The organism is Romboutsia maritimum (assembly GCF_002251085.2).
Taxonomy (GTDB): Bacteria; Bacillota; Clostridia; order Peptostreptococcales; family Peptostreptococcaceae; genus Romboutsia_B; species Romboutsia_B maritimum.
Map to the genome: position 1 here is coordinate 106,647 of NZ_NOJZ02000004.1, position 13,856 is coordinate 120,502.

Here is a 13,856-nt window from a genome sequence, read left to right on the forward strand (position 1 = left end):
ATGATAGAAATAAAAAATGTAAGTAAAAGATATAAAAAACTTCAAGCATTAGATGATATATCTTTTACTATAGAAGAAGGAAAGATAAGCTGCATATTAGGAGTTAATGGTGTTGGAAAATCGACTATATTAAAAGCAATAGCAGGTCTTATTAAAATAGATAGTGGAGAGATACTTATAGATGGGCAAAAAATAAATCATAAAATTTATAATAAAGTTTCTTTTGTTCCAGATGTAGATAATCATTTTTCACATTTTACTATAAAAGAAAGTTTTGAATTTATGAAAGAGTTTTACAAAAATTGGAGTGACGAAAAAGCATATGAAATGTTAGAAATGTTCAATTTAAAAGATAATTTACATATATCTACTCTTTCTAAGGGGAATATAGCAAGAGTAAAAATAGTTATAGGATTTGCGCAAAATGCTAAATACACATTACTTGATGAACCATTTTCAGGGATAGATATATTTAAACGAGAAGAATTTATAGGGATAATGACTAAGTACTTAAATGAAGACCAAAGTATAATAATAACTACTCATGAAATATCAGAAATAGAGATGTTAGTAGATGATGTTGTTATTATAGATAATGGAAAAGTAATATTTAAGTTTAATGCAGAAAAAACTCGTGAAGTAGAAGGTAAGTCTATCGTTGATAAAATGAGGGAGGTGTATAGAGGTGAATAAAATAATGACATTATTTGAATTTGAATTTAAAAGGATATATAAATTATATTTAGTGTTAATAGGAGTTTTATTTGCAGGTAATTTAGGAGTAGTAGCAATAAAATTACATGAACATATTTTACATATGAATGAGGTATATAATTTGCCGATGGAGATTAGTGTACTTAAAAATCCTACAGGAATTGAAAGAATAATAGGTTGTGTAAAAGGAAATATTTATCACTTAGGTAACATAGTTTTAGGTATTTCAGTTTTAATTTGCTTATTATATGCAGGTATTATATGGTATAGAGATTATATTTTAAAAAGCAAAACAATATATACATTATTTATGCTTCCTCAAAAAAGATTTAATATATATTTAGCAAAACTATTAACTGTTGTTATGATGATATATGGGTTAATAGTATCTCAATTTTTATTTTGGTTTATAGATTTAAATATAGTTAAAATTTTTACTGGCATAAACTCTCCTGGATTTACAAATATTATAAATGATATGATTGAGGGTATAAGTTTAAATATAGTATCACCTTATATTATAGATTTTTTAATGATTGATGTAATAGGAGTTATACTTGCTGTTATTGTAATATTTACAGCAGTATTAATTGAAAGATCATATAAGAAAATAGGCATAGTTTTAGGCGGATTATACATAGTTGCATCTATATTTATATATTTTTCTTTAATATTTAAAAATGCTAATTATTCAGATAAATTATTTGTTGTTCATGTGTCATATTATATAGTTTTATTTATAACATCATTATTTATATCTAATAAGTTAATTAATGAAAAGGCATATTTATAAGGGAGGATAGGATTATGAAAAAAAGTTTACCAAGACTAATACTGTTAGCAGTATTAGCTTCTATGATATTTATATGTATATTTACCCAAATGAATATACCTAAATACAAATTAAAAGATATTACAGGGGATAAAAAAGAACTAGATGATATTGTTATATTAACTCAAGAAGAGCAAGGATTGTATAATACAAGACAAACTATATTTTCAAAAGATAATATTAAAACTAAAAGTTTTTCAAAAGAACTTCCAGTTATGGACGAATATTCTAAGTTGAAAGTGAAAAATAGGGATATATTTGAAGCTTCAGATGTTGGAAATCTTACATATAAAGATGATGAAAACATTGGCTTTATTGAATATAAATATCCTCGTTATGATGATTCAGTAAAAGAAAGCTATGCTATAAAAGTAAATAATAAAAATTTAAAGACTAATAAAAAAACTGATTTTAAAGTTCAACTTCCTAGTTCTATAAAATATGATTGGTGTGGACCTGGACCAAGTGTAGTGTATATATATAATAATGAAATTTACATGGCATACTCAGGTTCTATAAATGTTAAACATGATGAAGAAGGAAAATTTAAAGGTCTAGATAAAGGTTTTATAGAAATATATAAAGTTAATTTAGATACTCACAAAATAAGTGAAGTAAATAAAATAGATATAAATAATAGTGAAGAAAAGTTTAATATAGTTGATGATAATATAAAATTTGTAAATGAAGATAAGATGTACTTTATGGTAAATAGTATAAATAAAAATAGTCAAGATGATAAAGTTGAAAGTAATTTAATGTATTATGATGTAAAAAGTAATAAATTTGAATATATAAAAGTGCCTTTACATATTAAACAAAGCGAAAGTGATTATATGAATATAAGTTCGCCTAAGTGTAGTGTTAATGAAAATAAACTTAATATAATAGTACAAGAGGACTCTTATTATGCAAAAGATACAGATATACATTTATACAGTGTAGACTTAAAGAATGAAAAAATTATTAATGAAGATAAAGTATATTCAATAGATAAAGTAAGACATATATCAGAAGTTAATAATTTTAAAGTTATTAATAATAAATTATATGTAACAATGAATAGTCATGATAAACAAGATAGTGATAATGTAAGGCTTGATTTAGATAATAAATATAATATTTTTGTATTAGATGAAAAGACTAAGAAGTTACTTTATAACGGTGAATTATATAATGGTAAACGTATATACCAAGGTGAATATATATTAAAACAAAATGAACTATAAAAATTTAATAAAATAGTGTGAAAATTTATTTTTATTGTTATAAAATATGAATTTTGCTATACTACTAAAAAGGACTAGATTAATTCTAGTCCAGTTTGTTGTTTATAGTTATTAATTAAAATTTAATATATATAAAATTTGTAAAAGAAGGTGGATGTATGAGAATTAATAAATATATAGCTTCTTGCGGAGTAGCATCAAGACGAAAAGCAGAAGAAATTATACTTGAAGGAAGAGTTAAGGTAAATGATAAGGTTGTAGCTGAGCTATCATTTAGTATAAATGAAGATACAGATATAGTTAAAGTTGATGATAAAGAAATTAAATTAAGTGAAAATTATGTTTACGTAGTTTTAAATAAGCCTGAAGGATATATAACTACAGTTAAAGACCAGTTTGATAGACCAAGTGTTATAAATTTGTTAGATGGAATTAAAGAAAGAGTTTATCCTATTGGAAGATTAGATTATGAAACTAGTGGTCTTTTAATATTAACAAATGATGGAGATTTAACGTATAAACTAACTCATCCAAAACATGAAGTTGATAAGACTTATGTGGCGAGAGTTAAAGGAGTTCCTTCGTATGAAGAAATGAAAAATTTTAAAGAAGGTCTATTAATAGAAGATTATAAAACTGCTCCTGCTAAAATAAATATACTAGAAGAAAATACAGAAAAAAATTATTCTATATGTGAAATAAAAATACATGAAGGTAGAAATAGACAAGTAAGAAAAATGTGTAAAGCTATAAATCATCCAGTACAAAGGTTAAAGAGAGTAGCTATGGGAAAAATACGTCTTAACAATGTAAAAATAGGAGAATACAGACACTTAACTAAAGAAGAAGTAAATTATTTAAAAACTATAAAATAGGGGGCGAAGACATGACAAAAGCTAAGCATCTTACGAAGGTTACAGATATAAATAAACTATTTTTAGAACAAGCTATAAATGAAGGAGATATAGTAGTTGATGCAACTATGGGAAATGGATATGATACAAAATATTTAGCTCATTTGGTAGGAGAAAATGGATTTGTATATGCATTTGATGTACAAGAAGAAGCATTAAAATCTACCAAAAAGAAATTAGAAAAAGATGAAATTACAGATAGAGTAGAGTTAATATTAGATGGGCATGAAAATATGGACAAGTATATTGACAAAAAAGTTGCATGTGTTGTATTCAATTTGGGATATTTACCAAGGGCGCAACATATGATTATAACAAAACCGAATACAACTATAAAAGCTATAGAGCATAGCTTAAATTTATTAAAACCTCATGGTATTGTAAGTATAGCGATATATACAGGACATCCTGGAGGAGAAGAAGAAAAAAATAGCATATACGATTTTGTTGAAAATTTAGATCAAAATGAGTTCAGTGTCCTAGAATCAAAATTTGTAAATCAAATAAACAATCCTCCACAACTGATTTTAATAGAAAAAAAGATGGAATATTAAAAAGCTATCTTAATGGTAATATTTTATAAGTAATTATTTTTGTCTGAAATATAAGTTTTTTTGAAGTTTTAATTTGTTAAGCTCCTATAGCTAGCACTAACTCTTAGAACTTATATTCTCAGACTTATTTGTTATTATATAAAATTTCATATTAAGGTAGCTTTATTTATGTTAAAAATTGATTTATATGAATTGGAGGCAAAAAACTTGAAAAAAAAATTAGAAATAGATCCACTGTGGTGTAAACTATGTGGAATTTGTGTAGAGTATTGTCCAGTTAAAATTTTAACTATAAAAGATTATAAAATTATTATAGAAGATAGTTCAAAATGTACTTCATGTGGATTATGTGAATTAAGATGTCCTGATTATGCAATATATTTAAGTGAAAAAAATATATAAATCGGAGGTGTTTAGCTATTCAAAGATTAAAATTATTACAAGGAAACGAAGCTTGCGTGCAAGGTGCAATTTATGCAGGAATGAGGTTTTTTGCAGGCTATCCAATAACTCCATCAACAGAGATAGCAGAAATATCATCACTGATGTTGCCTAAGATAAGAGGTAAGTTTATTCAAATGGAAGATGAAATAGCATCTATGTCAGCGGTAGTCGGAGCATCACTTACAGGAATTAAAGCTATGACTGCAACTAGTGGTCCAGGATTTTCTCTAAAGCAAGAATGTATAGGATATGCAACTTTAGTAGAAGCACCATGTGTCATAGTAAATGTACAAAGAAGTGGACCTAGTACAGGACTTCCAACTAGCCCATCACAAGGGGATTTAATGCAAGCAAGATGGGGAACTCATGGAGATCACCCAATGATAGTATTATCTCCATCAACAGTAGAAGAAACTTTTACTTTAACAGTAAAAGCTTTTAATTTTGCAGAAAAATATCGTACTCCAGTTATACTTCTTCTAGATGAAGTAGTAGCTCACCTTAGAGAAAAAATCAGAATTCCAAAAGTCGGAGAATTAGAAGTTATAAATAGAAAAACACCAAAATGTGAAAAAAACAAATACAAAGCTTATGAATATACTGATGATTTTATACCACCAATGGCTTCAGTTGGAGAAGGATATAAGTATCATATAACAGGACTAATGCATGATGAGACAGGATTTCCAACCAATAGCACATCTCAATCAGGAAAATTATTAGATAGAATATTTAAGAAGATAGAGACTAACTTAGAAGATATATTAATTTACGATAGTTATGAAATAGAAGATGCTGAAATTTTATTAATATCTTTTGGTAGTATATCTAGATCATGCAAAGAAGCAATAGATTGTTTAAAAAGAGAAAACATAAAAGTAGGTTTATTTAGTATAAAAACTGTATGGCCATTTCCAGACGAAGTTTTGAAAAAAGTAAGTTCGAATATACAAAAAATATTTGTGGTTGAAATGAATAGAGGACAAATGATAAATGAAGTAAAGAGGGTTTTAGGAATAGGCAAGTATATAAGAGGAATTAACAAATTTAATGGAGATGTAATTACTCCGAATGAGATAATAAATGCTGTTAAGGAGGATTATTAAAATGCCTAGTGAATTAATTAAAAATAATTTTAGAGTAAATAGACTTCCTCATATATGGTGCCCAGGTTGTGGTCATGGTATATTAATGAGATCAGTTGCAGCGGCTATAGAAGAGTTAAATATAGACAAAGAAAAGGTTTGTATAGTATCTGGTATAGGGTGTTCTTCAAGAGCTTCAGGGTATTTAAATTTTAGCACGGTTCATACATTACATGGAAGGGCACTTGCTTTTGCTACAGGAATTAAACTTGCTAATCCAAGCTTACATGTTATTGTTATAAGTGGAGATGGGGATTTAACTGCAATAGGTGGAAATCATTTAATACATGCATGTAGAAGGAATATAGATATAACTACTATAGTATTTAACAATAATATATATGGAATGACAGGAGGTCAATATTCACCAACAACTCCAACTGGAGATTTTGCAACAACAGCACCTTTTGGAAATATTGATAAGCCATTTGATGTTTGTGATCTTGCTTGCGGAGCAGGAGCTACTTTTGTAGCTAGAGCTACAGCTTATCATGCTAAAAAAATGATAGATTATGTTAAAAAAGGAATAAGTCATAAAGGATTTTCATTAGTTGAAGGTATTAGTATATGCCCTACATATTATGGAAGAAAAAATAAAAAGGGTTCGCCTATAACACTGATGAATATTTTAAAAGAAAAATGTATAGATATAAACTTAAAAAATAAACTTGACAATAATCAAACAAAGGATAATATATATATAGGTGTCTTTAAAGATGTTGTTATGCCTGAATATACTGAAGAATATGATAAATTATTAAATAAAGTTCAACAATAATCTATTTATTAAGGAGATATTAAATATGAAGTTAGAACTTAGACTTAGTGGTTCTGGAGGTCAAGGTCTTATATTAGCAGGCATAATACTAGCTGAAGGAGCTATTTTATCTGATTTAAATGCAGTACAAACACAATCTTATGGACCCGAAGCTAGAGGAGGAGCTAGTAAAGCTGAGGTAATAATCAGTAATGATAGTATAAATTTTCCTAAAATAATACATCCAGATATATTGCTTGCATTAACTAAAAAATCTTATAATGAGTATTTAAAAGATGTTAAGAAAGATGGTATAATAATAGTAGATAGTTCAGTTAGTGTAGAATGTACAGAAAATTTAAAAACTTACAAGTTTCCAATAATAAATACATCAAGGGAAGTTGTAGGAAAAGAAATTGCAACTAATATGGTTGCATTGGGAATAATTAGTGAGCTATTACCTTCTGTAGATAATGAAAAAATAATGAATTCAATAAAAAGAAGAGTTCCAAAAGGTACAGAAGAATTAAACATAAAAGCTTTTCAAGGGGGTATTGAACTTTTTAAAAATAATACCCATAGTTTACACTACTAAAAGGAGATAGTTATGGACGAAACAAAAGAAATGAGAGATAGTAAGCAATTAATATCAAGTATTCAATCACAGTTTGCAAGACTGAGTAAAGGGCAAAAACTTATTGCTCAATATATTTTAAAGAACTATGATAAAGTTGCATTTATGACTGCATGCAAATTAGGGGAAACTGTAGGTGTTAGTGAATCTACTGTAGTAAGATTTGCAAATGCACTTGGATATTCCGGATATCCAAAATTGCAAGCTGCTCTTCAAGAACTTATAAAAAATAAATTAACTACTGTACAGAGAGTTGAAATGGCTCATGAGTACTCTGATGACTGTACAATACTTAATAAAGTTTTAAAAAGTGATATTGATAATATAAGATCTACATTAGAAGAAGTTAACGAAAAAGCGTTTGAAGAATCATCAAATAAATTATTAAAAGCTAGAAAAATATATATAGTTGGAATGAGAAGTTCTTTTGCGGTAGCTCAATATTTAGGTTTTTATCTAGATATAATACTTGATAATGTCCATATAATTAGGATGGATATGGGGGATGCATTCGAACAAGTAGTTAGAATAAATGAAGAGGATGTTGTTATTGCAATAAGTTTCCCTAGATATTCTAAGAAGTCTTTTGAAATAGTAAGCTATGCTAAGAGAAAAGGTGCACATATAATATCTATAACAGATAGTTTATTTGCTCCTGTTGCATCAATTTCTGATAATACTCTTTTAGTAAAGAGTAATATGGCTTCGTTTGTTGACTCTTTGGTACCAGCTTTAAGTGTTGCTAATGCACTTATAATTTCAGTTGGGATGAAAGAAAAGGAAGATATAAAAGAGTATTTTGATGACTTAGAACAAATATGGAAAGAGTATTCTGTATATGAATAAAATAACAGCTTAGTATATAAAGGTCAACTGACAATAAAATGTCAGTTGGCTTTTTTAATCAAATGATGAGAATTAAAAGATTTACGTAGATATGATGGTAATTTATATATGAATGACCTAGTAGAGGATGCTAATAAATGGGTAAACGTAATGAAAAAAGATAAAGCAGATGTTATAGTTGAAGGGCATAATCATGAACAAATAGAGCAACATGATTATAAGAATAAGTCTGGTAAAAAAGTTATAGTTACAGAGCCAGGTAATAATGGAGAATGTATTTCTAATATAAATTTCAAATTGGAAAAAGATGATAATGGATGGAATGTAGTTGATAAATCTAGCAAGATAACTCAATTTGAAAAAAGTAAAAAAGAAAGAATTCAAGGAGTTGACAACTATGGTAAATTGATGTGTGAACTTGAATTCTTGGATGATAAAACTAAAGAAATAAGTTTATGACTGTTGTTGCTAAAGAAAATGATAAATTTAAGATTGAAAAGGGTGAGAAAATTAGTGATAATGATTTAGCTCCTACTTATTTAAAACATATAGAGGAATAATGCTTATCCTGCTGAAGTTGGGTTTTTAGCTATATCATCTAAAATAAAATTATATATAAAATTTAAAATAGAAGCGTATTAAGATTACTAAATATTAAGATAATCTTTATTTTTATATGCATATATATCAAACATTTGTTAAAATATAGTAAAATTAATAAAAATACATAAATGTATGAAAGGGCTAACAATGAATAATAAAGTCACACTAGAGAAGCTAGAAAAAATTTTAGAAAAAACAGAAAGATCTACACTTAAAGATGTTGTACATATTAAGGTAAGTAGTGAAATACCAGCATTATTTGATAGTAAATTTGGGGGAATTCCTTATTTACCACCAGATAAAGAGTTACCTATTGATAAAGATGGTAACAAGTTAAAACTTTTAGCACAAATAAACTTTGAACAAGTGCCACATTTAGACATATTTCCTAAAGAAGGAATCTTACAATTTTTTATAGGAACAGATGATTTATATGGATTGGATTTTGACAATCAAACAAACCAAGATGGATTTAAAGTTATATATCATGAATTTGTTGATTTAAGTATAAATGAAGAAGATATAAAAATGAGAATAGAAGAATATGAAGTAGAAGATTTTCCATTTGAAGAAGAATATAAAGTAGAATTTAATTTATCGAAAGAGAAGATTTCAACAGATGACTATCGTTTTGATGAAGAAGGATTTATTAAAGAATTTAATAAGGAGTTTCCAAGCATTAAGGTTTCTGAGTTATTTGAGTTATATGATTTGTATGAAGATATATATATCGAATTATTTGAAAATAAATATCCTAATAAACATAAAATAGGAGGATATCCATTCTTTACACAAGGAGATCCTAGAGGTTATAAAGAAGATTTAAAGAGATTTGATACTCTTTTACTTCAAATTGATAGTGAGTATCAAAATACTGATGTAGATATTATGTGGGGAGATAGTGGAGTTTGTAATTTCTTTATAAATAGCCAAGATTTAAAAAATAAAGATTTTAGTAAAGTCGTTTATAATTGGGACTGCTATTAATATGTTTAGTTAAGAAGATGAATTTATAAAAATTTACAAACAATATAGCTGAAAATAGATATCTTAAAGATGCTATATCATTAACCAATAGTGTGTTAAGAGGACTAGGATGTAGATGGAGAGATAAAGAAGCTATAGATTTAGTAGAAGAAAATGGATTTTACAATTGAGTAATAAAATATTTGCAGACTTGAAATATAGTCTGCTATTTTTATGCTTTACAAAAATTAGATATTGCACTAAAATATGAAGTATACTTCATGTGAAGTTAACTTCATATTTTGGAGGTGATATATTGAAAAATAAAGTACGAGAATACCGAAAACAAAATAAAATGACACAACAGGAATTAGCAGATGCAGTCCATGTTTCATCGAGAACTATTATTTCGTTGGAGCAAGGTAAATACAATCCATCAATAATGTTAGCTTATAAAATTGCACTTCTTTTTGGGACTACGATTGAAGAAATATATTGTTTAGAAGAAAATAAAAAATTGGAGGATGATAGTAGTGAAGATTAAAGGAAAAAGAAGCTTTGTAAATGCAATACTTTTCTTAGTTTTAACAATGATATGCATAGGAGCAATAATCATTAATGGATATAATCAAAGATTAGTTGTTAGTACAATTTTAATGTTATTAATAAGTAGTTTATATTTTTATTGGGCTTTTTCAACGAAAGGAATAGAAGAAGAAATAAAAGACTATGCAGATGAAAGAGAATTACTTAATGCAATGAAAAGTGGACATACAGCTTTAAAAATTACAAATTTAATATGTCTTGTCTTAATGATGTCTTTTTTATTAATATACTCTATTTTTAAGATTGACTTATTTTTAATTGTTGCAATCACTCTTTGCTTTGTAATATGTTTAATGTTCATTATTTTAATTGCTTGTGATAGTTATTATGAAAAAAATAATTAAAATAGAATAGGGTATTAGCATATAGAAATTTGTAATGTTAACTTAAAAAAGCATTATTGTGGAGATATAAAGCAGTTTGAAGAAATTCAAAAACATATAATAAATTCTTATGAAATGAATTAGATTATAAGGCAGAGAAATCTGTCTTTATTTTTTTAGTTAGACAAAATTTGTTAAACATCATTTGTATAATAAAATAGAGTATGTAAATAGACTTGTGTAAAAACAAATTTATCTACATACGCTTAGTATTTAATTTGACAAATTAAATTTACCTAATAAGTATTCTTCAAAATAATATTATTTTCAAATCCACCCCTATCACATCTCTTCTCACATCTCATAGTAAGAACTTCATCATCGCTATACCCATATTTACCAGCAATAGCAAACAAAACCTCCATAACATCACAAATCTCATCCAAATTTCTATCAGCCAAAAGCTCGCCAACTTCCTCATCAAGCTTCTTATAAAGATACTTCAAAGCCACATCATCACCAACAACCTCAACACTACATTTATTGCCACTAGCCTCTATAATCTCAGGAATTCTATCCCTAACTAACTTATCATAAACCTTCATAAAACTACCTCCAAAATAAAATCATACCTAAAATTATAAATCCATCTAAAACCTTTGTCAAAACATGATAAAATATAATAATAAAACAAATAACTATAATGTGGTAAAAGGAAAGGGAATAGAGATGAATTTAAACTGTATAACAGGCCACAATGACCATTTATATAAGCACATACAACAAAGCATACACACAGCAAAATCAATAGATATAATAGTTTCCTTTCTAATGGAATCAGGGGTAAAATTAATACAAGAAGATTTAAAAGCGATAAAAGATAAAAATATACCCATAAGAATACTTACAGGAAATTATTTAAACATAACACAACCATCAGCATTATATTTAATAAAAGATATACTAGGAGATAAATTAGATTTAAGATTTTATAATGACACAAAAAGAAGTTTTCACCCTAAAGCATATATATTTGAATATGACAACGGAGGAGAAATATTTATAGGATCTTCTAACTTATCAAAGTCAGCTTGGACAAGTGGGCTAGAGTGGAATTATAGAATAGATAAAAATGAAAACACAGATGACTTTAAATACTATAAATCTATGTTTGAAGAATTATTTAACAATGAATCAATAATAGTCAATGATGAAGAATTAGAAAGATACTCAAAAACATGGAAAAGACCTAAAATATATTCAAGCATAAATACATCAAAAGAAGAAATAAACTATGTTTATAATGAAAACAACGATACAAACGTTATAGATATATTTGAACCAAGAGGAGCACAAATAGAAGCTCTATATCAATTGAAAAATACAAGGGAAGATGGAAATGATAAGGGGCTAGTTGTAGCAGCAACAGGTATTGGAAAAACTTACTTAGCAGCATTTGATAGCAGAAATTATAATAGAATCTTATTTGTAGCACATAGAGAAGAAATATTAAAACAAGCTTTTGAAAGTTTTAAAAATGTTAGAAAAGATAAACTATTACATAACACTAATATAAATCAAGACATAGTGGCAGATAATCAAGATATATATACAAAGGATTTAGAAAATAAAGAGTTCGAAAGTAATCAAGAAAACAATCAATATAACATGGGATTTTTTATGAATTCAACAAAAGATACTGATAAAGATATAATATTTGCATCAGTTCAAAGTTTAGGTAAAAAAGAATATTTAAACGAAGTATATTTTCCAAAAGATTATTTCGATTATATAATAGTAGACGAATTTCATCATGCAGTATCTAAAAACTATCAAAACATAATAGATTATTTCAAACCTAAGTTTATGCTGGGACTAACGGCAACTCCAGATAGATTAGACAACAAAGATGTATTTAGTGTATGCGATTACAACATTGTATACGAAGCTACATTAAAAACTGCGATAGACAAAGGGTGGCTAGTTCCTTTTAGATATTATGGAATTTATGATGAAAGTGTAAATTATGATGAGGTTGAATATAAAAATGGAAAATATAATAAAAAACAATTAGAAAAAGCATTAAGCATAAACAATAGAGCAAATTTAGTATTTAAACATTATAAAAAATATAAATCAACCAGAGCATTGGGATTTTGTGGCAGTAAATATCATGCAGAGTTTATGGCAAAGTACTTTAATGAAAATGGAGTAAAATCTTGTGCTGTTTATAGTGGAAATGAAGGTCAGTATAACGAGGATAGAAACATAGCACTAAAAAAATTAAGAGAGAAAGATCTACAAGTAATATTTTCAGTAGATATGTTCAACGAGGGATTAGACGTAAAAAGCATAGATATGGTAATGTTTTTAAGACCAACAGAATCTCCAACTATATTTTTACAACAATTAGGTAGAGGATTGAGAAAAGATAAGAATAAAAAATATTTAAATGTGTTAGATTTTATAGGAAATTATAAAAAAGCAAACTTAGTACCTTATTTATTAACAGGAGAAAGTAAAACAATAAACAAAAGTCAAATTACTCAACAAGAAGAATTATACCCAGAAGATTGTTTTATAGACTTTGATTTTAGACTTGTAGATATATTTGAAAAAATGAGAAAAGCAAGTCAAAAGATAAAAGATATGATAGTAGAAGAATTTTATAAAGTAAAAGAAGACTTGGGACATAGACCTTCGAGAGTAGAGTTTTTTACTTATATAGATGATGATTTGTATAATAATATAAAAAAGAAGCCTAAGTTAAATGTATTTAAAGATTATATGAAGTTTTTAGATAGTATTAATGAACTTAATATAGATGAATTAAGTTTAAAAGATACATTTGCATATGATTTTATAAGCTTCATAGAAAACACAAGCATGAGTAAAACTTATAAAATACCAGTACTTTTAGCTTTTTATAACAATGGAAATATAAAGCTTAAAATAAATGACAAAGATCTATATAAATCTTTTGAAGAGTTTTATAGCAAAGGATCTAATAAAGTTGATATGTTAAAAGACAAATCTACTTCAAATTTTAAAAATTGGGGAGAAAAAGAATATGTTAATTTAGCTAGAAAAAATCCTGTTCATTTTTTATGTAAAAGTAGTAGTGAGTATTTTAATTTAAATGAAGAATATGTTTGTTTAAATGAAAAACTAGGTGAGTGTTTAAATAGTAAGGCATTTGTTGAAAATGTTAAAGATTCTATAGATTTTAGAACTAAGGAATATTATAAAAATAGATTTGAAAATAAAAAAGGATTATAAAGACGTATTT

The 13,856-nt window shown here is 26.6% G+C and carries 16 protein-coding genes; 15 read left to right on the plus strand and 1 reads right to left on the minus strand.

The annotated features are described in order from the left end of the window. From CHF27_RS04165 to CHF27_RS04230, 14 genes are all read left to right on the plus strand, one after another. A complete protein-coding gene (locus CHF27_RS04165) occupies positions 1-693 on the plus strand; it encodes an ABC transporter ATP-binding protein (protein WP_095406113.1) in 693 nt (230 codons plus the stop codon). After that, positions 686-1,507, plus strand: coding sequence for a hypothetical protein (locus tag CHF27_RS04170; RefSeq protein WP_095406112.1), 822 nt, complete (start codon positions 686-688; stop codon positions 1,505-1,507). Before CHF27_RS04165 ends, CHF27_RS04170 begins: the two co-directional genes overlap by 8 nt. Positions 1,508-1,521: 14 nt before the next feature. Beyond that, positions 1,522-2,775, plus strand: a complete 1,254-nt coding sequence (locus CHF27_RS04175) for a hypothetical protein (RefSeq protein ID WP_095406111.1) — start codon at positions 1,522-1,524, stop codon at positions 2,773-2,775. A 158-nt stretch (positions 2,776-2,933) separates the two neighbouring features. After that, positions 2,934-3,650 carry a pseudouridine synthase gene (locus CHF27_RS04180; protein ID WP_095406110.1) on the plus strand — a complete coding sequence of 239 codons (717 nt, stop codon included), beginning with the start codon at positions 2,934-2,936 and terminating at the stop codon, positions 3,648-3,650. Positions 3,651-3,661: 11 nt separating this feature from the next. Then, positions 3,662-4,243: a class I SAM-dependent methyltransferase gene (locus CHF27_RS04185; protein WP_095406109.1), complete on the plus strand. Its 582-nt coding sequence runs from the start codon at positions 3,662-3,664 to the stop codon at positions 4,241-4,243. A gap of 207 nt (positions 4,244-4,450) precedes the next feature. Continuing rightward, positions 4,451-4,645: an ATP-binding protein gene (locus CHF27_RS04190; RefSeq protein ID WP_243444939.1), complete on the plus strand. Its 195-nt coding sequence runs from the start codon at positions 4,451-4,453 to the stop codon at positions 4,643-4,645. A 17-nt stretch (positions 4,646-4,662) separates the two neighbouring features. Beyond that, a complete protein-coding gene (locus CHF27_RS04195) occupies positions 4,663-5,793 on the plus strand; it encodes a 2-oxoacid:acceptor oxidoreductase subunit alpha (RefSeq protein ID WP_095406107.1) in 1,131 nt (376 codons plus the stop codon). A gap of 1 nt (position 5,794) precedes the next feature. Continuing rightward, a complete protein-coding gene (locus tag CHF27_RS04200; protein WP_095406106.1) occupies positions 5,795-6,610 on the plus strand; it encodes a 2-oxoacid:ferredoxin oxidoreductase subunit beta in 816 nt (271 codons plus the stop codon). A 25-nt stretch (positions 6,611-6,635) separates the two neighbouring features. Beyond that, complete coding sequence (locus CHF27_RS04205) at positions 6,636-7,184, plus strand: 2-oxoacid:acceptor oxidoreductase family protein (protein WP_095406105.1); 549 nt, start codon at positions 6,636-6,638, stop codon at positions 7,182-7,184. 12 nt (positions 7,185-7,196) lie between these two features. Beyond that, positions 7,197-8,069: a MurR/RpiR family transcriptional regulator gene (locus CHF27_RS04210; protein WP_095406104.1), complete on the plus strand. Its 873-nt coding sequence runs from the start codon at positions 7,197-7,199 to the stop codon at positions 8,067-8,069. A gap of 108 nt (positions 8,070-8,177) precedes the next feature. Then, positions 8,178-8,528, plus strand: a complete 351-nt coding sequence (locus CHF27_RS04215; protein WP_243444940.1) for a metallophosphoesterase family protein — start codon at positions 8,178-8,180, stop codon at positions 8,526-8,528. A 291-nt stretch (positions 8,529-8,819) separates the two neighbouring features. After that, positions 8,820-9,659 (plus strand): YwqG family protein, encoded by an 840-nt coding sequence (locus CHF27_RS04220; RefSeq protein WP_095406103.1) that lies wholly within the window; start codon positions 8,820-8,822, stop codon positions 9,657-9,659. A gap of 262 nt (positions 9,660-9,921) precedes the next feature. Further along, entirely contained in the window at positions 9,922-10,182 is a 261-nt protein-coding gene (locus CHF27_RS04225) for a helix-turn-helix transcriptional regulator (protein ID WP_456300093.1), read from the plus strand. Then, positions 10,172-10,588, plus strand: a complete 417-nt coding sequence (locus CHF27_RS04230; protein ID WP_095406101.1) for a hypothetical protein — start codon at positions 10,172-10,174, stop codon at positions 10,586-10,588. Before CHF27_RS04225 ends, CHF27_RS04230 begins: the two co-directional genes overlap by 11 nt. 275 nt (positions 10,589-10,863) lie before the next feature. Here CHF27_RS04230 and CHF27_RS04235 read toward each other — a convergent pair whose 3' ends face one another. After that, positions 10,864-11,172 (minus strand): nucleoside triphosphate pyrophosphohydrolase, encoded by a 309-nt coding sequence (locus tag CHF27_RS04235; RefSeq protein WP_095406100.1) that lies wholly within the window; start codon positions 11,170-11,172, stop codon positions 10,864-10,866. A 124-nt stretch (positions 11,173-11,296) separates the two neighbouring features. Between CHF27_RS04235 and CHF27_RS04240 the strand changes: the two genes are divergently transcribed. Continuing rightward, positions 11,297-13,846 carry a DEAD/DEAH box helicase family protein gene (locus CHF27_RS04240; RefSeq protein WP_243444941.1) on the plus strand — a complete coding sequence of 850 codons (2,550 nt, stop codon included), beginning with the start codon at positions 11,297-11,299 and terminating at the stop codon, positions 13,844-13,846. The last annotated feature ends 10 nt before the right edge of the window (positions 13,847-13,856 follow it).

Coding starts and splice junctions, on each gene's coding strand:
- CHF27_RS04210 (WP_095406104.1), top strand. CDS start 7,197: ATGGACGAAACAAAAGAAATGAGAGATAGTAAGCAATTAATATCAAGT.
- CHF27_RS04180 (WP_095406110.1), top strand. CDS start 2,934: ATGAGAATTAATAAATATATAGCTTCTTGCGGAGTAGCATCAAGACGA.
- CHF27_RS04200 (WP_095406106.1), top strand. CDS start 5,795: ATGCCTAGTGAATTAATTAAAAATAATTTTAGAGTAAATAGACTTCCT.
- CHF27_RS04165 (WP_095406113.1), top strand. CDS start 1: ATGATAGAAATAAAAAATGTAAGTAAAAGATATAAAAAACTTCAAGCA.
- CHF27_RS04185 (WP_095406109.1), top strand. CDS start 3,662: ATGACAAAAGCTAAGCATCTTACGAAGGTTACAGATATAAATAAACTA.
- CHF27_RS04235 (WP_095406100.1), bottom strand. CDS start 11,172: ATGAAGGTTTATGATAAGTTAGTTAGGGATAGAATTCCTGAGATTATA.
- CHF27_RS04205 (WP_095406105.1), top strand. CDS start 6,636: ATGAAGTTAGAACTTAGACTTAGTGGTTCTGGAGGTCAAGGTCTTATA.
- CHF27_RS04215 (WP_243444940.1), top strand. CDS start 8,178: ATGAATGACCTAGTAGAGGATGCTAATAAATGGGTAAACGTAATGAAA.
- CHF27_RS04175 (WP_095406111.1), top strand. CDS start 1,522: ATGAAAAAAAGTTTACCAAGACTAATACTGTTAGCAGTATTAGCTTCT.
- CHF27_RS04220 (WP_095406103.1), top strand. CDS start 8,820: ATGAATAATAAAGTCACACTAGAGAAGCTAGAAAAAATTTTAGAAAAA.
- CHF27_RS04240 (WP_243444941.1), top strand. CDS start 11,297: ATGAATTTAAACTGTATAACAGGCCACAATGACCATTTATATAAGCAC.